Genomic DNA, 20440 nt, shown 5'->3' with positions numbered 1-20440 from the left:
TAGGATCATCCTCACAAGCCCTGTGGGCATAGAAATGAGCTGATGAGGAAATCCCGATGGCCGGCAAGACCCTCTACGACAAACTCTGGGACATGCACCTGGTCAAGCAGCGCGACGACGGTTCGGCGCTGATCTATATCGACCGCCATATCCTGCACGAAGTGACCTCGCCGCAGGCCTTCGAGGGTCTTCGCCTGGCCGGGCGCAAGCCGTGGCGGATCGACGCCAACATTGCCACCCCGGACCACAACGTGCCGACCACCCGCACCGAGCGCAAGGGCGGCATCGCCGCCATCGCCGACGAGGTCTCGCGCCTGCAGGTGCAGACCCTCGACGAGAACTGCGATGACTTCGGCATCACCGAATTCAAGATGAACGACGTGCGCCAGGGCATCGTCCATGTGGTCGGTCCGGAGCAGGGCGCGACCCTCCCGGGGATGACCGTGGTCTGCGGCGACTCGCACACTTCCACCCACGGCGCCTTCGGCGCGCTGGCCCACGGCATCGGCACTTCCGAGGTCGAGCATGTGCTGGCGACCCAGTGCCTGGTGGCGAAGAAGATGAAGAACATGCTGGTCAAGGTCGAAGGCAGGCTGCCGGCCGGCGTCACGGCGAAGGATATCGTCCTCGCGGTGATCGGCAGGATCGGCACCGCCGGCGGCAACGGCCACGCCATCGAGTTCGCCGGCAGCGCCATCCGCGACCTGTCCATCGAAGGGCGGATGACCATCTGCAACATGTCGATCGAGGCGGGCGCCCGCGTCGGCCTGGTCGCCGTCGACCAGAAGACCATCGACTACGTGAAGGGCCGGCCCTTCGCGCCGAGCGCCGAGCAATGGGACCAGGCCGTCGCCTGCTGGCAGGGGCTGGTGTCGGACGCCGATGCCCGCTTCGATACCGTGGTCGAGCTGGACGCCGCGCAGATCAAGCCGCAGGTCAGCTGGGGCACGTCGCCGGAAATGGTCCTGGCCGTGGACCAGAACGTGCCGGACCCGGCCCGCGAGAGCGACCCGATCAAGCGCGGTTCGATCGAGCGCGCCTTGAAGTACATGGGCCTGCGGCCGAACCAGGCGATCACCGACATCCAGCTGGACCGGGTATTCATCGGTTCCTGCACCAACTCGCGGATCGAGGACCTGCGTGCCGCCGCCGAAGTGGCCAGGGGCCGCAAGGTCGCCGCGACCATCAAGCAGGCGCTGGTGGTGCCGGGTTCCGGGTTGGTCAAGGAGCAGGCCGAGAAGGAAGGCCTGGACCGGATCTTCATCGAGGCCGGCTTCGAATGGCGCGAGCCGGGCTGTTCCATGTGCCTGGCGATGAACCCGGACCGGCTGGAGAGCGGCGAACACTGCGCCTCGACCTCCAACCGCAACTTCGAGGGCCGTCAGGGCGCCGGTGGCCGTACCCACTTGGTCAGCCCGGCGATGGCCGCCGCCGCAGCCGTCAACGGCCGCTTCATCGATGTCCGCGAATTGCTCGCCTGAGGAGAACCGAGATGAAACCCTATACCCAGACGACCGGTCTCGTCGCTCCGCTGGATCGCGCCAACGTCGATACCGATCAGATCATTCCCAAGCAATTCCTCAAGTCGATCAAGCGCACCGGCTTCGGCCCCAACCTGTTCGACGAATGGCGCTACCTGGATGTCGGGCAGCCGGGACAGGACAACTCGAAGCGTCCGCTGAACCCGGACTTCGTCCTCAACCAGCCGCGCTACCAGGGCGCCAGCGTACTGCTGGCGCGGGAGAACTTCGGCTGCGGCTCGTCCCGCGAGCACGCGCCCTGGGCGCTGGACGAGTACGGTTTCCGCACGGTGATCGCACCGAGCTATGCCGACATCTTCTTCAACAACAGTTTCAAGAACGGCTTGCTGCCGATCATCCTGCCCGAGGCCGAGGTGGACGAACTGTTCCGCCAGGTCGAGGCGAACGAAGGCTACCAGTTGTCCATCGACCTGGCGGCGCAGACCGTTACCCGTCCTGATGGCAAGGTGCTGGGTTTCGAGGTCGACCCGTTCCGCAAGCATTGCCTGCTCAACGGCCTCGACGACATCGGCCTGACGCTGCAGGACGCCGATGCGATCCGCGCCTTCGAGGACGGCTACCGCCAGCAGCAGCCCTGGCTGTTCCGCTGAGCGGCACGCGAGTCCCCTTGCCGGGCGCATCCTGGGTAGGGTGCGCCCGGTTTTTCTCCTGGAGTAGGTTCATGAGCGACCACGATGACGTTGTCCAGCGCCAGTTCGGCGCCCAGGCTGCGGCCTACCTGAGCAGCGCCGTGCATGCCCAGGGCGAGGAATTCGCCTTGCTGCGCGACGCCCTGGCCGGGCGCCCGGAAGCGCGGGTCCTCGACCTGGGTTGCGGCGCCGGCCACGTGAGCTTCCAGGTCGCCGCCCTGGCAGGGGAGGTGGTGGCCTACGATCTTTCCGCCGAGATGCTCGCCGTGGTGGCGCAGAGCGCCGCGGAACGGGGCATGGCGAACATCCGCACCGAGCAGGGCAAGGCGGAGAGCCTGCCCTTCGCCGACGGCGAGTTCGATTTCGTCTTCAGTCGCTATTCCACCCATCACTGGCGCGACGTCGGCCTGGCCCTGCGCGAGGTGCGGCGGGTGCTCAAGCCCGGCGGGGTGGCGATCTTCGTCGACGTGGCGGCGCCCGGGCAGGCCTTGCCGGACACCTTCCTGCAGACCGTCGAGCTGCTCCGCGACACCAGCCATGTGCGCAACTACTCGCCGGCCGAGTGGGCGCGCCTGAGCGGCGAGGCTGGCTTGCTGGTCACCGGAAGCCGGCGCCAGCGTCTGCGCTTGGAGTTCCAGTCGTGGGTCGAGCGGATGCGTACGCCGGAGGTGTTCCGCCAGGCGATCCGCAGCTTGCAGCTGGCGGTGGGCGAGGAAGTCAGAGAGTATTTCGAGATTGCCGACGACGGCTCGTTCAGCACCGACGTGCTGGTGCTGTGGCTGCGTCGGGAGTGACGGTTCGATCACGGCGGCGCATGCCCGCCGTTCAATGAATGAAGGACAAGAGGGTGTTATGAGCAAGCAGATCCTGGTTCTCCCCGGTGACGGTATCGGTCCGGAAATCATGGCGGAAGCGGTCAAGGTGCTGGAGCTGGCCAACGACAGGTTCCAGCTCGGCTTCGAACTGGCCGAGGACGTCATCGGTGGCGCGGCCATCGACAAGCACGGCGTGCCGCTGGCCGACCAGACCCTGCAGCGCGCGCGCCAGGCCGATGCGGTGCTGCTGGGCGCGGTAGGAGGGCCGAAATGGGACAGGATCGAACGCGATATCCGTCCCGAGCGCGGCCTGCTGAAGATCCGCTCGCAACTGGGCCTGTTCGCCAACCTGCGTCCGGCCATCCTCTATCCGCAACTGGCCGCGGCCTCCAGCCTGAAGCCGGAAGTGGTCGCCGGGCTGGACATCCTCATCGTCCGCGAACTGACCGGCGGCATCTACTTCGGCCAGCCCCGCGAGCAGCGCGTGCTGGAGAACGGCGAGCGCCAGGCCTACGACACCCTGCCTTACAGCGAGAGCGAAATCCGTCGTATCGCCCGCGTCGGTTTCGACATGGCCCGCGTACGCAACAACAGGCTCTGCTCGGTGGACAAGGCCAACGTCCTCGCCTCCAGCCAGCTGTGGCGGGAAGTGGTGGAAGAGGTGGCGAAGGACTACCCGGACGTCGAGCTTTCCCATATGTACGTGGACAACGCCGCCATGCAGCTGGTGCGCGCGCCCAAGCAGTTCGACGTGATGGTCACCGACAACATGTTCGGCGACATCCTGTCGGATGAGGCTTCCATGCTGACCGGTTCCATCGGCATGCTGCCTTCTGCCTCGCTCGACGCGAACAACAAGGGCATGTACGAACCCTGCCACGGTTCCGCCCCGGACATCGCCGGTCAGGGCATCGCCAACCCGTTGGCGACCATCCTCTCGGTCTCGATGATGCTGCGCTACAGCTTCAGCCAGGCGACCGCCGCCGACGCCATCGAGCAGGCGGTGAGCAAGGTCCTCGACCAGGGGCTGCGCACCGGCGACATCTGGTCCGAAGGCTGCCGCAAGGTCGGCACCCGGGAAATGGGCGATGCCGTAGTCGCGGCACTCAAGAATCTGTAATCTGACGGGCTTGGCCGGCGCCATGATGGCTGCCGGCCAGCTCACTTCTCTCATATAGGTGTAGTTGCGATGAAGCGTGTAGGTCTGATCGGTTGGCGCGGGATGGTGGGTTCCGTACTCATGCAGCGGATGCTGGAAGAGCGGGACTTCGACCTGATCGAGCCGGTGTTCTTCACCACGTCGAACGTCGGTGGCCAGGGCCCGGAAGTGGGCAAGGACATCGCTCCGCTGAAGGACGCCTACAGCATCGACGAGCTGAAGACCCTCGACGTGATCCTGACCTGCCAGGGCGGCGACTACACCAGCGAAGTATTCCCCAAGCTGCGCGAGGCCGGCTGGCAGGGCTACTGGATCGATGCCGCCTCCAGCCTGCGCATGGAAGACGACGCGGTGATCGTCCTCGACCCGGTCAACCGCAAGGTCATCGACCAGGCCCTGGACGCCGGCACCCGCAACTACATCGGCGGCAACTGCACCGTCAGCCTGATGCTGATGGCCTTGGGCGGGCTGTTCGACGCCGGCCTGGTCGAGTGGATGAGCGCCATGACCTACCAGGCCGCCTCCGGCGCCGGTGCGCAGAACATGCGTGAACTGCTCAAGCAGATGGGCGCCGCCCATGCATCGGTGGCGGATGACCTGGCCAACCCGGCCAGCGCGATCCTCGACATCGATCGCAAGGTGGCGGAGACCCTGCGCAGCGAAGCCTTCCCCACCGAGCATTTCGGCGCGCCGCTGGGCGGCAGCCTGATCCCCTGGATCGACAAGGAACTGCCCAACGGGCAGAGCCGCGAAGAGTGGAAGGCCCAGGCGGAGACCAACAAGATCCTCGCCCGCTTCAAGAACCCGATCCCGGTCGACGGTATCTGCGTGCGCGTCGGCGCCATGCGTTGCCACAGCCAGGCGCTGACCATCAAGTTGAACAAGGATGTGCCGCTGACCGACATCGAGGGCCTGATCAGCCAGCACAATCCCTGGGTCAAGCTGGTGCCGAACCACCGCGAGGTAAGCGTGCGCGAGCTGACCCCGGCCGCCGTCACCGGCACCCTGAGCGTTCCGGTCGGGCGCCTGCGCAAGCTGAACATGGGCTCCCAGTATCTCGGCGCCTTCACCGTCGGCGACCAGTTGCTGTGGGGCGCTGCCGAGCCGCTGCGGCGCATGTTGCGCATCCTGCTGGAGCGCTGATCGATCCGGCGCCGTCCGCAATGGGCGGCGCCTCGATTGCCTGGGCGAGGGTGGGCAAGTAAAGTGCCACGCCTATTTCGCAGACCGCCGAGGCTTTTCCCATGTCCCAGCCCCTCAATGTCGCAGTCGTAGGCGCCACCGGATCGGTTGGCGAGGCTCTGGTCGGTCTCCTCGACGAACGCGACTTCCCGCTTCATCGTTTGCACCTGCTGGCCAGCGCCGAGTCGGCCGGGCAGCGCGTGGGTTTCGCCGAAAGCAGCCTGCGCGTCGGCGATGTCGATAGCTTCGATTTTTCCAGTGTCGGCCTGGCCTTCTTCGCCGCGGCAGCCGAGGTGTCGCGTGCCCATGCCGAGCGCGCCCGCGCGGCGGGTTGTTCGGTGATCGACCTGAGCGGCGCCCTGGAACCGAGCGTCGCACCGCCGGTCATGGTTTCGGTGAATGCCGAACGCCTGGCCTCGCAAGCGGCGCCGTTCCTTTTGTCCAGTCCTTGCGCCGTAGCCGCCGAACTGTGCGAAGTGCTGGCGCCACTACTGGCCACGCTGGATTGCCGGCAACTGAACCTGACAGCCTGCCTCTCCGTCTCCAGCCTGGGGCGCGAAGGGGTCAAGGAACTCGCCCGGCAGACCGCCGAACTGCTCAATGCGCGCCCCCTGGAGCCGCGTCTCTTCGACCGCCAGATCGCCTTCAACCTGCTGGCGCAGGTCGGCGCGGTGGATGGCGAGGGGCACAGCGCCATCGAGCGGCGCATCTTCGCGGAGGTGCAGGCCTTGCTTGGCGAGCGTATCGGACCGTTGAACGTTACCTGCATCCAGGCGCCGGTATTCTTCGGCGACAGCCTCAGCGTGACCCTGCAGTGCGCGGAACCGGTGGACCTGGCCGCGGTGACGCGGGTCCTCGATGCGACGAAAGGTATCGAATGGGTCGGCGAGGGCGATTATCCGACGGTGGTCGGCGATGCCCTCGGCCAGGACGAGACCTATGTCGGCCGGGTGAGGGCGGGGCAGGCTGATCCCTGTCAGGTCAATTTGTGGATTGTGTCTGATAATGTGCGAAAAGGTGCCGCGCTGAATGCCGTGCTCCTGGGTGAGTTGTTGATAAAACACTATCTGTAAAAGATACTTACCCACAGATTTGTAGAATTATTCGAGCTTGTTAATACTGGTTCGATCCGCTGCTGCCGGGGAGCGTCCGTCCATGCATGGCTGGGCGAGCGGACAGCAAGCACCGACGCACTCCCTCTCGTGAATCGAGAAAAGATATTAAAACCAAGGGATTACACTATGGTTCGGCTTCGTACACTGGTTCGGGCAATCGCGGCGGCCTCGGTCCTGACTTCCGGCATGGCGCATGGATTGGGACTGGGGGAAATCACCCTGAAGTCGGCGTTGAACCAACCGTTGGATGCCGAGATCGAGCTGCTCGAAGTTCGTGACCTGGGTTCGGGCGAGGTGATCCCGAGCCTGGCGTCGCCGGAAGAGTTCAGCAAGGCGGGCGTCGATCGCCTGTACTACCTCACCGACCTGAAGTTCACGCCGGTGGTGAAGCCCAACGGCAAGAGCGTCATTCGCGTGACCTCGTCGAAGCCGGTGCAGGAGCCCTACCTGAACTTCCTGGTCCAGGTGCTCTGGCCGAACGGCCGCCTGCTGCGCGAGTACACCGTCCTGCTGGATCCGCCGCTGTACTCCCCGCAGGCCGCGGCAAGCGCTCCGCAAGCGCCGGTCAGCGCGCCGCGCGCGACCGGCGCCCCGCGAGCCCCGCAGGCTCCGGCTCCGGTGCGTACCACCGCGCCGGCAGGCAGCGACACCTATCGTACCGTTTCCAACGACACGCTTTGGGAGATCGCCCAGCGCAACCGTACCGATCGCGTTTCCGTACCCCAGGCGATGCTTGCGTTCCAGGAACTGAATCCGGGCGCCTTCGTCGATGGCAACATCAACCGGCTGAAGAGCGGCCAGGTCCTGCGCATTCCCACCGAACAGCAGATGCTGGAGCGCTCGCCGCGCGAGGCGCTGTCCCAGGTGCAGGCGCAGAACCAGAGCTGGCGCGGCAGCCGCAATCCGGCCGCGGGCAGCGCTGGCGCCAGGCAGTTGGATGCGACCCAGCGCAATGCCGCCGGGTCGGCGCCATCCAAGGTCGACGCCACGGACAACCTGCGTCTGGTGTCTGGCGAGGGCAAGGCCAGCAAGGGTGCCGACAAGGGCGGGAAGGGCGACAGCAAGGCGCTCGCCGATACCCTGGCGGTGACCAAGGAAAGCCTCGACAGCACTCGCCGCGAGAACGAAGAACTGCAGAGTCGCATGCAGGATCTGCAGAGCCAGCTGGACAAGCTGCAGAAGTTGATCCAGTTGAAGGACGCCCAGTTGGCCAAGCTGCAAGGGCAGTTGGGCGCCGAAGGCCAGGGCGCAGCCCAGCCGAACGCAGCCCTGCCGGATGCGTCCCAGCCCAATGCAGCCGCGCAGGCGCCGGCTCAGCCCGGGACTCCCGCTGCGGCAGCGCCGACTCCTGCTCCGGCCGGAGACGCACCCGCCGCTCCGGCGCAGCCTCCGGTGGCGCCGCCGCCCGCGCCAGCTGCCGAGAAGCCTCCGGCACCTGCCGTTCCGGCGCCCGCTCCGGTACAGGCGGCAGAACAGCCGGCACCGAGCTTCCTCGACGAACTGCTGGCCAACCCGCTGTGGTTGGCGGTGATCGGCGGTAGCGCACTGCTGGCGTTGCTGGTGCTGCTGATGATCCTGTCGCGGCGCAATGCGCAGAAAGAGAAGGAAGAAGCCCAGGCTTTCGCCGCGGATGCCGGCGAGGAACAGGAGGATGCGCTGGACCTGGGAAAGGACGGCTTCGACGACCTGACCCTCGACGAGCCTGAACCGCAGGTCGCAGCCGCTGCGCCGCAGGTCGAGAAGACCACTGCGCAGACTTCCGATGCGCTGGGCGAGGCCGACATCTATATCGCCTACGGGCGTTTCAACCAGGCCGCCGAACTGTTGCAGAACGCCATCTACGACGAGCCGCAGCGCACCGACCTGCGCCTCAAGCTGATGGAAGTCTATGCCGAGATGGGCGATCGCGAAGGTTTCGCTCGCCAGGAAAACGAGCTGCGCGAAATCGGCGGCGCACAGCCGCAGGTCGAGCAGCTCAAGTCGCGCTATCCGGCAATGGTCGCGGTCGCCGCGGTTGCCGGCCTGGCCGGCGCCAAGCTGGCGCAGGACGAGCTGGATAGTTTCAGCCTCGACGACCTGTCGCTCGACGACAGCGGTCACGCGGCCAAGCCGGATGCGGCAGGACAGGATCTCGACGACGCCTTCGACCTGAGCCTGGACGACCTGGGCGGCGGCGATCTTGGCAGCGACGACGTGCAGGCCGACCTCAAGTCCGACAGCGGGGCGCTGGACGACCTGACCCTGGACAGCGATCTGGACCTGGCGGCCTCGACCGCGGCGGACAAGCCTGTCGACGATCTCGACTTCGGCCTGGATTTCGCGGAGTTGGCAGAGACTCCGAGCCAACCCAAGCATGACGACCTGGGCGATTTCTCCCTGGATCTCGATGCGCCGGAAGACAAGCTTTCGGACGACGACTTCCTGCTTTCGCTGAACGACGAGGTGCCCGCCGCGGCGCCCGCCGACAACGAATTCACCCTCGATACCGAGGCTGCCGAAGAGCCGGCGTTGTCCCTGCCGGACGACTTCGACCTGTCGCTGGCCGACGAGCCGACGGAGCCGGCCGCTCCGGAGAAGGGCGAGGACAGTTTCGCCGCCCAGTTGGACGAGGTGAGTGCGCAGTTGGACGAGTTGGCCAGCAACCTTGACGAGCCGAAGAGCGCGGCGCCGAGTTTCTCCGCCGAGGATGCAGCGGTCGCCTCCGCCCTGGACGGAGACGCCGACGATGACTTCGACTTCCTCTCCGGTGCCGACGAAGCGGCGACCAAGCTGGATCTGGCTCGCGCCTACATCGACATGGGCGATAGCGAAGGCGCGCGCGATATCCTCGACGAAGTCCTGGCCGAAGGTAACGACAGCCAGCAGGCGGAAGCCCGCGAGTTGCTGGAGCGCCTGGCCTGATCCGGAAATGAAGCGACCCTCATGAACGATGTTGTTCCGCCAGCGGCAGCCGAATCGGCTGCCGCTGGCGTTTCCAGAATCGCCCTCGGCATCGAGTACAAGGGCTCCCGCTATCGTGGCTGGCAGCGCCAGGAAGCCGGCGTGCCTTCCGTGCAGGAAGCGCTGGAGCGCGCCTTGTCGAAGGTTGCCGCCGAGCCGGTCGGGGTGATCTGCGCCGGCCGTACCGACGCTGCCGTTCATGCCAGCGGCCAGGTGGTGCATTTCGACACCGCGGTGGAGCGCCCGTTGAAAGCATGGGTGATGGGCACCAACGCCAACCTGCCCGCGGATATCAGTGTGACCTGGGCGAGAGTGATGCCGGCGCATTTCCACGCGCGCTTCTCGGCCATGGCCCGGCGCTATCGCTACGCCATCTACAACGATCCGATCCGCCCGGCGCACCTGGCCGAGGAGATCACCTGGAACCATCGGCCGCTGGATATCGGGCGGATGCGCGAGGCGGCCCAGGTACTGGTCGGCACCCATGACTTCACCTCGTTTCGGGCGGTGCAGTGCCAGGCCAAGTCGCCGGTCAAGACCATGCATCACGTGCGCTTGCTGGAGCATGGTCGGTTGATCGTGCTGGACATCCGCGGTAACGCTTTCCTTCACCATATGGTGCGCAACATCGCTGGCGTCCTGATGACCATCGGTGCCGGTGAGCGGCCGATCGAATGGGCGAAGGAGGTGCTCGAGGCGCGCGACCGGCGCGCCGGTGGGGTCACCGCTCACCCCTACGGACTCTATCTGGTGCGGGTGGAGTACCCCGGGGAGTTCGAGTTGCCCGAGCGCTACCTGGGGCCGCATTTCCTTTCCGGATTGCCCGATATCGTCGGCTGACGTCGAATCGGGCTTTTGCTACCATCGAGAATTCCCGCCGGACCGGCCGTCCGGCGGTTCGTCGCTCACTCGCCGAGGATTCTCCGTCGTTGCCAGCCGTTCGCATCAAGATCTGCGGTATCACCCGAGTCGAGGACGCCCTGGCCGCCGCCGCGGCGGGCGCCGATGCCATCGGCCTGGTGTTCTATGCGAAGAGCCCGCGGGCGGTGGATATCCATCGGGCGCGGGAAATCGTTCGTGCCCTGCCGCCGTTCGTGACCAGCGTCGGCCTGTTCGTCAACGCCAGCCGCTGCGAACTGGGCGAGATTCTCGATGCGGTGCCGCTGGACCTGCTGCAATTCCATGGCGACGAGCGCGCCGAGGACTGCGAGGGACATCGGCGACCCTACCTGAAAGCCCTGCGGATGAAGCCCGGCGACGACATCGTCGGGCGCGCGGCGGCATATCCGGGAGCTGCCGGGATTCTCCTGGATACCTATGTGGAAGGCGTGCCCGGCGGCACGGGGGCGGCGTTCGACTGGTCGCTGGTGCCGGCCGACCTGGGCAAACCCCTGGTGCTGGCCGGCGGTCTGACGCCGGATAACGTCGGCAGGGCAGTCGAGCAGGTCAAGCCCTACGCGGTGGACGTCAGCGGTGGCGTCGAGGCGAGCAAGGGAATCAAGGATGCGGCGAGGGTCCGCGCGTTCGTGGACGCGGTGCGTTCGCGGCGCCGCGACGAGACATGATGTGACGACGGGCGGCCCGCCGCCGTCCACTAGCGTGTCGCCGTTTCCGCGACAACGCCCGGCCGCCGATAGGGAGGCCAGACATTTCGCGATAGCCGCTCGCCGGGTATCGCCCAGGTGACCGCGCAGGCGGGGGATGGGACAGGCCGCGAAACGCTTCGCAGCCGTGGGGCCCACCGCTGCCGGCGGTCACGAAGATGAATTTGCTCAGGGACGCCGTCACCGGATCGGTGCGGCCATCCCGACCTTGCACTGGAGAACAAAGAGCATGAGCAACTGGCTGGTAGACAAGCTGATCCCTTCCATCATGCGTTCCGAGTCCCAGAAGAGTTCGGTACCGGAAGGCCTGTGGCACAAATGCCCGTCCTGCGAAGCCGTGCTGTACCGTCCGGAGCTGGAAAAGACCCTGGATGTCTGCCCGAAGTGCGACCACCACATGCGCATCAACGCGCGTACCCGCCTGGACATCTTCCTCGATGAGGACGGTCGCGAGGAGCTGGGTGCCGACCTCGAGCCGGTGGACCGCCTGAAATTCCGCGACAGCAAGAAGTACAAGGATCGCCTCGCCGCGGCACAGAAGGACACCGGCGAGAAGGACGCGCTGATCGCCATGAGCGGCAAGCTGCAGGGTATGCCGGTGGTCGCCTGCGCCTTCGAGTTCTCCTTCATGGGCGGTTCGATGGGCGCCATCGTCGGCGAGCGCTTCGTTCGCGCAGCCAACGTCGCCCTGGAGAAGCGCTGCCCGCTGATCTGCTTCTCCGCCTCCGGCGGCGCGCGCATGCAGGAAGCGCTGATCTCGCTGATGCAGATGGCCAAGACCTCGGCGGTCCTGGCGCGCCTGCGCGAAGAAGGCATCCCGTTCGTCTCGGTATTGACCGACCCGGTCTACGGCGGCGTTTCCGCCAGCCTGGCGATGCTCGGCGACGTGATCGTCGGCGAACCCAAGGCGCTGATCGGCTTCGCCGGTCCCCGCGTGATCGAGCAGACCGTCCGCGAGAAGCTGCCGGAAGGCTTCCAGCGTAGCGAGTTCCTCCTCGAGCATGGCGCCATCGACATGATCGTGCATCGTGCCGAGTTGCGGCCGCGCCTGGCCAATCTGCTGTCGGCCTTCACTCATTCGCCGAGCCCCGTATCCGCATGACCCAGCGTTCCCTGGCCGATTGGCTGAGCTATCTCGAACAACTCCATCCGACGGCCATCGACATGGGCCTGGAGCGTTCCCGCGAGGTAGCGCGCCGGCTCGGCCTGGGAAGGCCGGCGAAACGCGTGGTCACCGTTACCGGGACCAACGGCAAGGGCTCTACCTGCGCCCTGCTCGCCGAACTGCTGCGTGAGCAGGGGTTGTCGGTCGGGGTCTACAGCTCGCCGCACTTGCTGCGCTACAACGAGCGGGTGCGGATCGATGGCGTCGAGGCCGGCGATGCGCAACTGTGCGACGCCTTCTCCGCGGTGGAGGCCGCACGCGGCGAGATTTCCCTGACCTATTTCGAAATGGGCACGCTGGCCGCCTTCTGGCTGTTCGAGCGCGCCGGGCTGGACTTTGCGGTGCTGGAAGTCGGCCTTGGCGGGCGCCTGGATGCGGTCAACCTGATCGACGCCGACCTGGCGCTGATCACCAGCATCGGCCTGGACCATGCCGAGTGGCTGGGCGATACCCGCGAAAGCGTGGCTTTCGAGAAAGCCGGTATCCTGCGCGCCGGCAAACCGGCCCTGTGCGGCGATCTCGATCCCCCGCAGCCATTGCTGGAGCAGGTGGCTGCGCTGGGGGCACCGCTTTACCTGCGCGGTCGCGACTACGACCTGGCGCTCGCCGATCATGGCTGGCACTGGCGCGGGCTGGCCGCGGACGGCCAGGCGCTGGCGCTGCACGATCTGCCGTTGCTCGAGTTGCCCATGGAAAACGCCGCGCTGGCCCTGCAGGCCTACGCGTTGCTCGAGTTGCCCTGGCAGGCGGAGCGCCTGGCCGAGGCGCTGCGGCGGACCCGGGTGACCGGTCGCCTCGATCGCCGCGACCTGTCCTGGAACGGCCAGCCACGCCAGCTCCTGCTGGACGTCGGGCACAATCCTCAGGCCGCCCAGTACCTGGCGCAACGCCTGCGTGCCGCAGCGCCACGAGGACGCTACCTGGCGGTCTTCGGCCTGCTGGCGGACAAGGACCTGGATGGCGTACTGGAACCCTTGACCGGCTTGGTGCAGGATTGGGCCGTTGCACCGTTGCCGACCCCGCGTTCGCGGCCGGCCGCGGAGCTGGAGGCGGCGCTGATCCTGCGCCAGGTTCCGGCGAGCAGCCATGCGGATATCGCCGCCGCCCTGGACGCGCAGTGCGCCAAGGCTACCGCGGATGATGTCATTCTGCTGTTCGGATCGTTCTATAGCGTGGCCGAAGGCCTGGAATGGCTGGCCCGTAGAACGGATAAGGGGGAGTAAATCATGGCCTTGCTGGAAAGAGGGCTGAAGCAGCGCATCGTCGGGGCGTTGGTGCTGATCGCCCTGGCGGTGATCTTCCTGCCGATGCTGTTCACCCGCGAAGACGAGTCGCGCCAGGTCGTGGTGGAAGCGCCGCCGCGCCCGCAAGCGCCGGCCATGCCCAGTGTCGAGGTGCAGCCGACCGAGGTGCCGGAACTGCAGCCCGGCGAAGAAGACATCGCTCCCGAGATCGTCGAGGAAGGCTCCTCGGCCGCCGCCGGCCAGCCCAGCCAGCCGATCGGCGGCCTGCCGGCGACCCCGCCGGCCACCCAGCCGCCCGCCCAGGCCCAGGCACCGGCCGCCAGCCCGCCGCCAAGCCAGCCGCAACCGCCCGCTGCGCCGCCGAGCCCGCCGCCCGCGGAGAAGCGCCTGGACGCCAACAACCTGCCGCAGAGCTGGTCGGTACAGCTTGCCAGCCTGTCCAACCGGGCGCGCGCCGAGGAACTGCAGAAGACCCTGCGCTCCCAGGGCTACAACGCCTACATCCGCAGCTTCGACGGGATGAACCGGGTCTTCGTCGGGCCGGTGATCCAGCGCGCCGAGGCGGATCGCCTGCGCGACCAGTTGAGCAAGCAGCAGAAGCTCAACGGCTTCGTCGTGCGCTTCCAGCCGGAACGCGGTTGACCGCGACCCGCGGCTTACCGTCGCGGGCGCGCTCTGCTAAAATGCAGCGCCTTTTCTGCTTGTGGGCTGCATAGTGGCATTTACCTGGGTCGATTGGACGATGGTCGCCATCATCGTCGTTTCCAGCCTGATCAGTCTGAGTCGCGGCTTCGTCAAGGAAGCCTTGTCCCTGCTTACCTGGATAGTCGCCGGCGCGGTGGCCTGGATGTTCGGCGGGGCGCTGGCGCAGCACCTGGGCGAATACATCCAGACCCCCTCGGCCCGCATCATCGCAGCCTGCGCGCTGCTGTTCATCGCGACCCTGCTGCTCGGGGCGCTGGTCAACTACCTCATCGGCGAACTGATCCGGGTCACCGGCCTGTCCGGCACCGACCGCTTCCTCGGCATGGTCTTCGGCGGTGCGCGCGGCGTACTGCTGGTCGTGCTGCTGGTCGGCCTGCTCAGCCTGGCCCCGGTACAGCAGGACCCTTGGTGGCAGCAGTCGGTGCTGATGCCGCATTTCCTGATGGTCGCCGACTGGTCGAAGAACTTCATTCTCGGTTTCGCCGGCCAGTGGTTGCCGGCCGCGCCGATAACGCCGCCGAGCGGCATCGGCGGGCTGCTTCCCAGCCAGTGATTTTGGCGGGACACTGGCTGAGGCCAAGTCCCGCGGTTTTCCAGGGCGGCGCGTCGATGGCGCGGCGCCGGCGGCACAGGACGTGCCGCGAGCCAGTCGGCGGCGAAGGTCGCCGATTCGCGGGAGCCAGCGGCCCACGAGGCCCTGGTCAGCTCGATGGTCCGGGACGGACCGATCGCGCTTCCCATCTTTCCAGCTTGAGCCAAGTAGGGGTTGCGTCACATGTGTGGCATCGTCGGTATCGTGGGCAAGTCGAACGTCAATCAGGCGCTGTATGACGCGCTCACCGTCCTCCAACATCGCGGCCAGGACGCTGCCGGTATCGTCACCTGCCATGACGATAAGCTGTACCTGCGCAAGGACAACGGCCTGGTCCGCGACGTCTTCCAGCAGCGCCACATGCAGCGCCTGATCGGCAGCGTCGGCATCGGCCATGTGCGTTACCCGACCGCCGGCAGCTCCAGCTCGGCGGAGGCGCAGCCGTTCTACGTCAACTCGCCCTACGGCATTACCCTGGCGCACAACGGCAACCTGACCAATGTCGAGCAGTTGGCCAAGGAAATCTACGAATCCGACCTGCGCCACGTGAACACCAACTCCGACTCGGAAGTGCTGCTCAACGTGTTCGCCCACGAGCTGGCGGTGCGCAACAAGCTGCAGCCCACCGAGGAGGACATCTTCGCCGCGGTTTCCTGCGTGCACGACCGTTGCGTCGGCGGCTACGCGGTGGTGGCGATGATCACCGGCCACGGCATCGTCGGTTTCCGCGACCCCAATGCGATCCGTCCGATCGTCTTCGGCCAGCGGCATACCGAGAATGGCGTCGAATACATGATCGCCTCCGAGAGCGTGGCCCTGGACGTACTCGGCTTCACCCTGATCCGCGACCTGGCGCCGGGCGAGGCGGTGTACATCACCGAGGAAGGCAAGCTCTACACCCGCCAGTGCGCCAAGGCGCCGAAATACGCGCCGTGCATCTTCGAGCACGTCTACCTGGCGCGTCCGGATTCGATCATGGACGGCATCTCGGTGTACAAGGCGCGCCTGCGCATGGGCGAGAAGCTTGCCGACAAGATCCTCCGCGAGCGTCCCGACCACGACATCGACGTGGTCATCCCGATCCCGGACACCAGCCGCACCGCGGCGCTGGAACTGGCCAACCGGCTCGGCGTGAAGTTCCGCGAGGGCTTCGTCAAGAACCGCTACATCGGCCGCACCTTCATCATGCCCGGCCAGGCGGCGCGGAAGAAATCCGTGCGGCAGAAGCTCAACGCCATCGAGCTGGAGTTCCGCGGCAAGAACGTGATGCTGGTGGATGACTCCATCGTCCGCGGCACCACCTGCAAGCAGATCATCCAGATGGCCCGCGAGGCCGGGGCGAAGAACGTCTACTTCTGCTCCGCCGCGCCGGCCGTGCGCTACCCCAACGTCTACGGCATCGACATGCCGAGTGCGCACGAGCTGATCGCGCACAATCGCAGCACCGAGGACGTCAGCAAGCTGATCGGCGCCGACTGGCTGGTCTACCAGGACCTGCCCGACCTGATCGATGCGGTCGGCGGCGGCAAGATCAAGATCGATCACTTCGACTGCGCCGTGTTCGACGGCGAGTACGTGACCGGCGACGTCAACGAGGCCTACCTGAACCGGATCGAACAGGCGCGCAACGATGCGACCAAGGCCAAGAGCCAGGCGGTCAGCGCGATCATCGATCTGTACAACGACTGACAAAGGGGAGAGCGGCATGACTCAGGACTGGGATGCCGGGCGTCTCGACAGCGACCTGGAAGGCGCGGCCTTCGACACCCTGGCGGTTCGCGCCGGGCAACGGCGGACGCCGGAGGGCGAGCACGGCGAGGCGCTGTTCACCACTTCCAGCTACGTCTTCCGCACCGCCGCCGACGCGGCCGCGCGGTTCGCCGGCGAAGTGCCGGGCAACGTCTATTCGCGCTACACCAACCCCACGGTACGCACCTTCGAGGAGCGCATCGCCGCCCTCGAAGGAGCCGAGCAGGCGGTGGCCACGGCGTCGGGCATGTCGGCGATCCTCGCCCTGGTGATGAGCCTGTGCAGCTCCGGCGACCACGTGCTGGTCTCGCGCAGCGTGTTCGGCTCGACCATCAGCCTGTTCGACAAGTACTTCAAGCGCTTCGGCATCCAGGTCGACTATCCGCCGTTGAGCGATCTCGCGGCCTGGGAGGCGGCGTGCAAGCCGAATACCAAGCTGTTCTTCGTCGAGTCGCCATCCAACCCGCTGGCCGAGCTGGTGGATATCGCCGCGCTGGCCGAGATCGCCCACGCCAAGGGCGCACTGCTGGCGGTGGACAACTGCTTCTGCACGCCGGCGCTGCAACAGCCGTTGAAGCTCGGTGCGGACGTGGTGATCCACTCCGCGACCAAGTACATCGACGGCCAGGGCCGGGGCATGGGCGGGGTGGTCGCCGGTCGCGGCGAGCAGATGAAGGAAGTGGTCGGCTTTCTCCGCACCGCCGGACCGACCCTCAGCCCGTTCAACGCCTGGCTGTTCCTCAAGGGCCTGGAAACCCTGCGTATCCGCATGCAGGCGCACAGCGCCAGTGCCCTGGCCCTGGCCGAATGGCTGGAGCACCAGCCGGGCACCGAGCGGGTCTACTACGCGGGCCTGCAGAGCCATCCTCAGCATGAGTTGGCCCGGCGCCAGCAGAGTGGCTTCGGCGCGGTCGTCAGCTTCGACGTGAAGGGCGGGCGCGATGCCGCCTGGCGCTTCATCGACGCCACCCGGATGGTCTCGATCACCACCAACCTGGGCGACACCAAGACCACCATCGCCCACCCGGCGACCACCTCCCACGGTCGGCTGTCCCCCGAGGACCGCGCGCGCGCCGGGATCGGCGACAGCCTGATCCGGGTCGCGGTCGGCCTGGAGGATCTCGACGACCTCAAGGCCGACATGGCCCGGGGGCTGGCCGCGCTGTGATCGAACCCAATCTGCGAGGCAACGGCAAGGTCGCCCTGGTCACCGGGGCGGCCCGGGGCATTGGCCTGGGCATCAGTGCCTGGCTGATCGCCGAGGGCTGGCAGGTAGTGCTTGCCGACAACGACCGTGAACGCGGTGCCAGGGTGGCCGAGGCGCTGGGCGAGCACGCCTGGTTCGTGGCCATGGACGTGGCCCAGGAGGGCCAGGTGGCGATGAGCGTGGCCGAGGTGCTCGGTCAGTTCGGCCGCCTCGACGGCCTGGTCTGCAACGCCGCCATCGCCAATCCGCGCAATACGCCGCTGGAGGCGCTGAGCCTCGGCGAGTGGACCCGCACCCTGGCGGTCAACCTGACCGGTCCGATGCTGCTGGCCAAGTACTGCACGCCTTATCTACGCGCGCACAACGGCGCCATCGTCAACATCGCCTCGACTCGTGCCCACCAGTCGGAGCCTGACTCCGAGGCCTACGCCGCGAGCAAGGGCGGGTTGCTGGCGCTGACCCATGCCCTGGCCGCCAGCCTGGGCCCGGAGATCCGTGTCAATGCGCTCAGCCCCGGCTGGATCGATACCCGCGAGGCCGCCGAGCGCGAGGCTGCGCCGCTGACCGAGCTGGACCACGACCAACACCTGGTCGGCCGGGTCGGAACGGTGGAGGATGTCGCGTCGCTGGTGGCCTGGCTGCTCTCCGAGGACGCCGGTTTCGTCACCGGCCAGGAATTCCTGGTCGATGGCGGCATGACCCGGAAAATGGTCTACCTCGACTGAGTGTTGCCATGTCGATGTGAAAAAGGCGCTGACCCGCAAGGGGCCGCGCCTTTTTTGTTGTCCTCCGCTGTCTCGCAGGAGAGCCTGAGGAACGTTACTCCGCTTTCAGGTCGCGCAGGTCGACGGTCTGACCGTCGAACAATTGTCCGGCGCTGCTCGGCAAGATGCTCCCACGGCCTTCTGGGCTGCGACGGCCGTCGAGCACGCGGATGTCGCTGTACTTCTTCCCGGAAATCGCCGCCAGGCCTGCGCCGTCGAGCACTACGGTCGGGCGCAGGAAGACCATCAGGTTGCGCTTGGTGTGAGTGTCCTTGGTCGAGCGGAATAGCTTGCCCAGCCAGGGAATGTCGCCGAGCAGCGGTACCTTGGACTCTGCCTGCACCACGTCGTCCTGGATCAGGCCGCCGAGCACGATGACCTGGCCGTTCTCGGCGAGGATGGTGCTCTTGATCGAGCGCTTGTTGGTGATGATGTCGGTGTTGCTGACCTGCTGCACGCTGGGGGCGATGGAGGAGATTTCTTGCTCGATCTCCAGGCGCAGGGCCGCGCCGTCGTTGATGTGCGGGGTGACCTTGAGGTTGACGCCGATGTCCTTGCGTTCGACCGTGGTGAAAGGATTGCTCGAACCTTCGCTGTTGGTAGTGTAGGAGCCGGTATTGAAGGGGACGTTCTGACCGACCAGTATTTCCGCTTTCTGGTTGTCCAGGGTCAGCAGGCTCGGGGTCGACAGCAGGTTGCTCTTGCTGTTCGCCGACAGCGCGGTGACCAGCGCGCCGAAGCTGCTGCTGCCGATACCGACGATGGCGCCGTCGGGAAGCGCCGGCGGCTTGTCGTCCTTGAGCGCTTGCAGCAGGGTGCCGATGGACAGCCCGGTATTGCCGAAGTTGGTCCTGGTCCCGCCCATGCCGCCCTTGTTGATCGCCCATTGCACGCCGACGGCATCCTGGATGTCGCCGGAGATTTCGACGATGGCCGCTTCCACCAATACCTGGGCGCGCGGCACGTCGAGCTGGCGAACGATGTCCTCGAGGGCGTTGACCGTATCCGGGTCGGCCAGCAGGATCAGCGCATTGGTGCTTTCGTCGGCACGGATCAGGATGTTGCTCGGTCGGCCGCCGCCGGTCTGTTCGCCGCCCTGGCCGCCGTTGTTCTTCATGCCTTCGGAGATCTGGCCGAGGGTTTCCGCGAGGGTCTTGGCGTCGTTATGGCGCAGGCGGATCACCCGGGTGTTGGCCGAGCGCGCGGTCGGGGTGTCCAGCGACTGCGCCAGTTGCACCAGCTTGGCGCGCGCCTGCGGCGGGCCGAGGATGATCAGGCGGTTGGTGCGCGCGTCGGCGATCACCTGGGCGCCCGCCGCGCCCTTGGCCTGGCCGCGGCTCATGGCGTTGTTGAGCACCTCGGCGGCGTCCATCACCCAGCCGTAGCGCAGGTTGATCACGCTGTAGTCGTGGCTGCCCTTCTGGTCGAGTTGGCGGATCACGTCTTCGATTCGCGCGATATTGGCGCTGCGGTCGCTGATGATCAGCGCGTTGGCTGAGGGCACCGCGGCGAGGTGGCCATATTGTGGGACCAGCGGACGGATCAGCGGGATGAGTTCCGATACCGGGCTCTGCTGCACCTGGATCACTCGCGTCTCCAGGCGATCCGGCGCGCTCTGGCCGCCACCGGCCTCGGTCTTGGCCTCAGCGTTGGGCACGATGCGCGCCTGGTCGCCCTGGGCGACCACGGTGAAGCCGTGGGTGCTCATCACCGAGAGGAACAGCTGGTAGACCTCGCTCAGCGACAGTTGCGCCTTGGAGACCACGCTGACCTGGCCCTTGACCCGCGGGTCGACGACGAAGGTCTCGCCGGTGATTTCGGAAATCTGGTCGATGAATTCGCGGATGTCGGCATCCTTGAGGTTGATCGTCCAGTGCGCCTCCTGCTGGTTGCCGGCCGGGACGAAGGCGTTCCCGCCGCTGTTTTCGGCGTGCGCCGCCTGGATGCCGAGGGCCAGGCTGAGAAGGACGGCGGGAACGTACGAACGACTGGAAGGGGCAAACAGGGCGCGGAGCAAAGGCTGGGACAT

The 20440-nt window shown here is 66.6% G+C and carries 17 protein-coding genes; 16 read left to right on the top strand and 1 reads right to left on the bottom strand.

Translation table 11 applies throughout. From position 1 onward, the window contains the following. The first annotated feature begins 56 nt into the window (after nt 1-56). The 16 genes from leuC to FOC67_RS16625 all read left to right on the top strand — a co-directional run bounded on the left by leuC (nt 57) and on the right by FOC67_RS16625 (nt 18372). On the top strand, nt 57-1481 hold the full coding sequence (gene leuC / locus FOC67_RS16700; RefSeq protein ID WP_003091399.1) for a 3-isopropylmalate dehydratase large subunit: 1425 nt from the start codon (nt 57-59) through the stop codon (nt 1479-1481). A gap of 11 nt (nt 1482-1492) precedes the next feature. Continuing rightward, on the top strand, nt 1493-2131 hold the full coding sequence (gene leuD, locus FOC67_RS16695) for a 3-isopropylmalate dehydratase small subunit (RefSeq protein ID WP_003091398.1): 639 nt from the start codon (nt 1493-1495) through the stop codon (nt 2129-2131). Between the two features lie 71 nt (nt 2132-2202). Next, nucleotides 2203-2964, top strand: coding sequence for a class I SAM-dependent methyltransferase (locus FOC67_RS16690; protein WP_003091396.1), 762 nt, complete (start codon nt 2203-2205; stop codon nt 2962-2964). 58 nt (nt 2965-3022) lie between these two features. Continuing rightward, nucleotides 3023-4105: a 3-isopropylmalate dehydrogenase gene (gene leuB, locus FOC67_RS16685; RefSeq protein ID WP_003091395.1), complete on the top strand. Its 1083-nt coding sequence runs from the start codon at nt 3023-3025 to the stop codon at nt 4103-4105. Nucleotides 4106-4174: 69 nt separating this feature from the next. Then, nucleotides 4175-5287: an aspartate-semialdehyde dehydrogenase gene (asd, locus tag FOC67_RS16680; protein ID WP_003111187.1), complete on the top strand. Its 1113-nt coding sequence runs from the start codon at nt 4175-4177 to the stop codon at nt 5285-5287. A gap of 101 nt (nt 5288-5388) precedes the next feature. Then, nucleotides 5389-6399 (top strand): aspartate-semialdehyde dehydrogenase, encoded by a 1011-nt coding sequence (locus FOC67_RS16675; RefSeq protein WP_003163305.1) that lies wholly within the window; start codon nt 5389-5391, stop codon nt 6397-6399. A 168-nt stretch (nt 6400-6567) separates the two neighbouring features. Beyond that, entirely contained in the window at nt 6568-9342 is a 2775-nt protein-coding gene (gene fimV, locus FOC67_RS16670) for a motility hub landmark protein FimV (RefSeq protein WP_009313771.1), read from the top strand. Nucleotides 9343-9363: 21 nt separating this feature from the next. Beyond that, entirely contained in the window at nt 9364-10221 is an 858-nt protein-coding gene (gene truA, locus FOC67_RS16665) for a tRNA pseudouridine(38-40) synthase TruA (RefSeq protein WP_009313772.1), read from the top strand. Between the two features lie 89 nt (nt 10222-10310). Next, nucleotides 10311-10946: a phosphoribosylanthranilate isomerase gene (locus FOC67_RS16660; protein ID WP_003091389.1), complete on the top strand. Its 636-nt coding sequence runs from the start codon at nt 10311-10313 to the stop codon at nt 10944-10946. A gap of 268 nt (nt 10947-11214) precedes the next feature. Further along, nucleotides 11215-12087, top strand: coding sequence for an acetyl-CoA carboxylase, carboxyltransferase subunit beta (accD, locus tag FOC67_RS16655; protein WP_003104199.1), 873 nt, complete (start codon nt 11215-11217; stop codon nt 12085-12087). Beyond that, entirely contained in the window at nt 12084-13373 is a 1290-nt protein-coding gene (gene folC / locus FOC67_RS16650; RefSeq protein WP_009313773.1) for a bifunctional tetrahydrofolate synthase/dihydrofolate synthase, read from the top strand. Before accD ends, folC begins: the two co-directional genes overlap by 4 nt. 3 nt (nt 13374-13376) lie before the next feature. Next, nucleotides 13377-14036 carry an SPOR domain-containing protein gene (locus tag FOC67_RS16645; protein WP_023104566.1) on the top strand — a complete coding sequence of 220 codons (660 nt, stop codon included), beginning with the start codon at nt 13377-13379 and terminating at the stop codon, nt 14034-14036. 73 nt (nt 14037-14109) lie between these two features. Further along, nucleotides 14110-14652 (top strand): CvpA family protein, encoded by a 543-nt coding sequence (locus FOC67_RS16640; RefSeq protein ID WP_003113932.1) that lies wholly within the window; start codon nt 14110-14112, stop codon nt 14650-14652. A 222-nt stretch (nt 14653-14874) separates the two neighbouring features. Further along, the gene (gene purF, locus FOC67_RS16635; protein ID WP_003091383.1) at nt 14875-16380 is read left to right on the top strand and encodes an amidophosphoribosyltransferase; all 1506 of its coding nucleotides are present in this window, start codon (nt 14875-14877) and stop codon (nt 16378-16380) included. A gap of 16 nt (nt 16381-16396) precedes the next feature. Continuing rightward, complete coding sequence (locus FOC67_RS16630; RefSeq protein WP_009313776.1) at nt 16397-17608, top strand: O-succinylhomoserine sulfhydrylase; 1212 nt, start codon at nt 16397-16399, stop codon at nt 17606-17608. Next, nucleotides 17605-18372 carry an SDR family oxidoreductase gene (locus tag FOC67_RS16625; RefSeq protein ID WP_003091381.1) on the top strand — a complete coding sequence of 256 codons (768 nt, stop codon included), beginning with the start codon at nt 17605-17607 and terminating at the stop codon, nt 18370-18372. Before FOC67_RS16630 ends, FOC67_RS16625 begins: the two co-directional genes overlap by 4 nt. A 94-nt stretch (nt 18373-18466) precedes the next feature. Here FOC67_RS16625 and xcpQ read toward each other — a convergent pair whose 3' ends face one another. Then, nucleotides 18467-20440 carry a GspD family T2SS secretin variant XcpQ gene (gene xcpQ, locus FOC67_RS16620; protein WP_009313777.1) on the bottom strand — a complete coding sequence of 658 codons (1974 nt, stop codon included), beginning with the start codon at nt 20438-20440 and terminating at the stop codon, nt 18467-18469.

Origin of the sequence: Pseudomonas sp. FDAARGOS_761 (assembly GCF_013343155.1) — a bacterium.
GTDB lineage: Bacteria > Pseudomonadota > Gammaproteobacteria > Pseudomonadales > Pseudomonadaceae > Pseudomonas > Pseudomonas aeruginosa.
Note: the sequence above shows the minus strand (reverse complement) of the source record. Positions and strands in the feature narration are given on the sequence as shown.

Bases quoted from the DNA above. Each gene is read 5' to 3' on its own strand.
- asd (WP_003111187.1), top strand. From the start codon at position 4,175: ATGAAGCGTGTAGGTCTGATCGGTTGGCGCGGGATGGTGGGTTCCGTA.
- xcpQ (WP_009313777.1), bottom strand. From the start codon at position 20,440: ATGTCCCAGCCTTTGCTCCGCGCCCTGTTTGCCCCTTCCAGTCGTTCG.
- leuC (WP_003091399.1), top strand. From the start codon at position 57: ATGGCCGGCAAGACCCTCTACGACAAACTCTGGGACATGCACCTGGTC.
- FOC67_RS16630 (WP_009313776.1), top strand. From the start codon at position 16,397: ATGACTCAGGACTGGGATGCCGGGCGTCTCGACAGCGACCTGGAAGGC.
- FOC67_RS16690 (WP_003091396.1), top strand. From the start codon at position 2,203: ATGAGCGACCACGATGACGTTGTCCAGCGCCAGTTCGGCGCCCAGGCT.
- FOC67_RS16675 (WP_003163305.1), top strand. From the start codon at position 5,389: ATGTCCCAGCCCCTCAATGTCGCAGTCGTAGGCGCCACCGGATCGGTT.
- accD (WP_003104199.1), top strand. From the start codon at position 11,215: ATGAGCAACTGGCTGGTAGACAAGCTGATCCCTTCCATCATGCGTTCC.
- truA (WP_009313772.1), top strand. From the start codon at position 9,364: ATGAACGATGTTGTTCCGCCAGCGGCAGCCGAATCGGCTGCCGCTGGC.
- purF (WP_003091383.1), top strand. From the start codon at position 14,875: ATGTGTGGCATCGTCGGTATCGTGGGCAAGTCGAACGTCAATCAGGCG.
- fimV (WP_009313771.1), top strand. From the start codon at position 6,568: ATGGTTCGGCTTCGTACACTGGTTCGGGCAATCGCGGCGGCCTCGGTC.
- folC (WP_009313773.1), top strand. From the start codon at position 12,084: ATGACCCAGCGTTCCCTGGCCGATTGGCTGAGCTATCTCGAACAACTC.
- leuB (WP_003091395.1), top strand. From the start codon at position 3,023: ATGAGCAAGCAGATCCTGGTTCTCCCCGGTGACGGTATCGGTCCGGAA.
- FOC67_RS16645 (WP_023104566.1), top strand. From the start codon at position 13,377: ATGGCCTTGCTGGAAAGAGGGCTGAAGCAGCGCATCGTCGGGGCGTTG.
- leuD (WP_003091398.1), top strand. From the start codon at position 1,493: ATGAAACCCTATACCCAGACGACCGGTCTCGTCGCTCCGCTGGATCGC.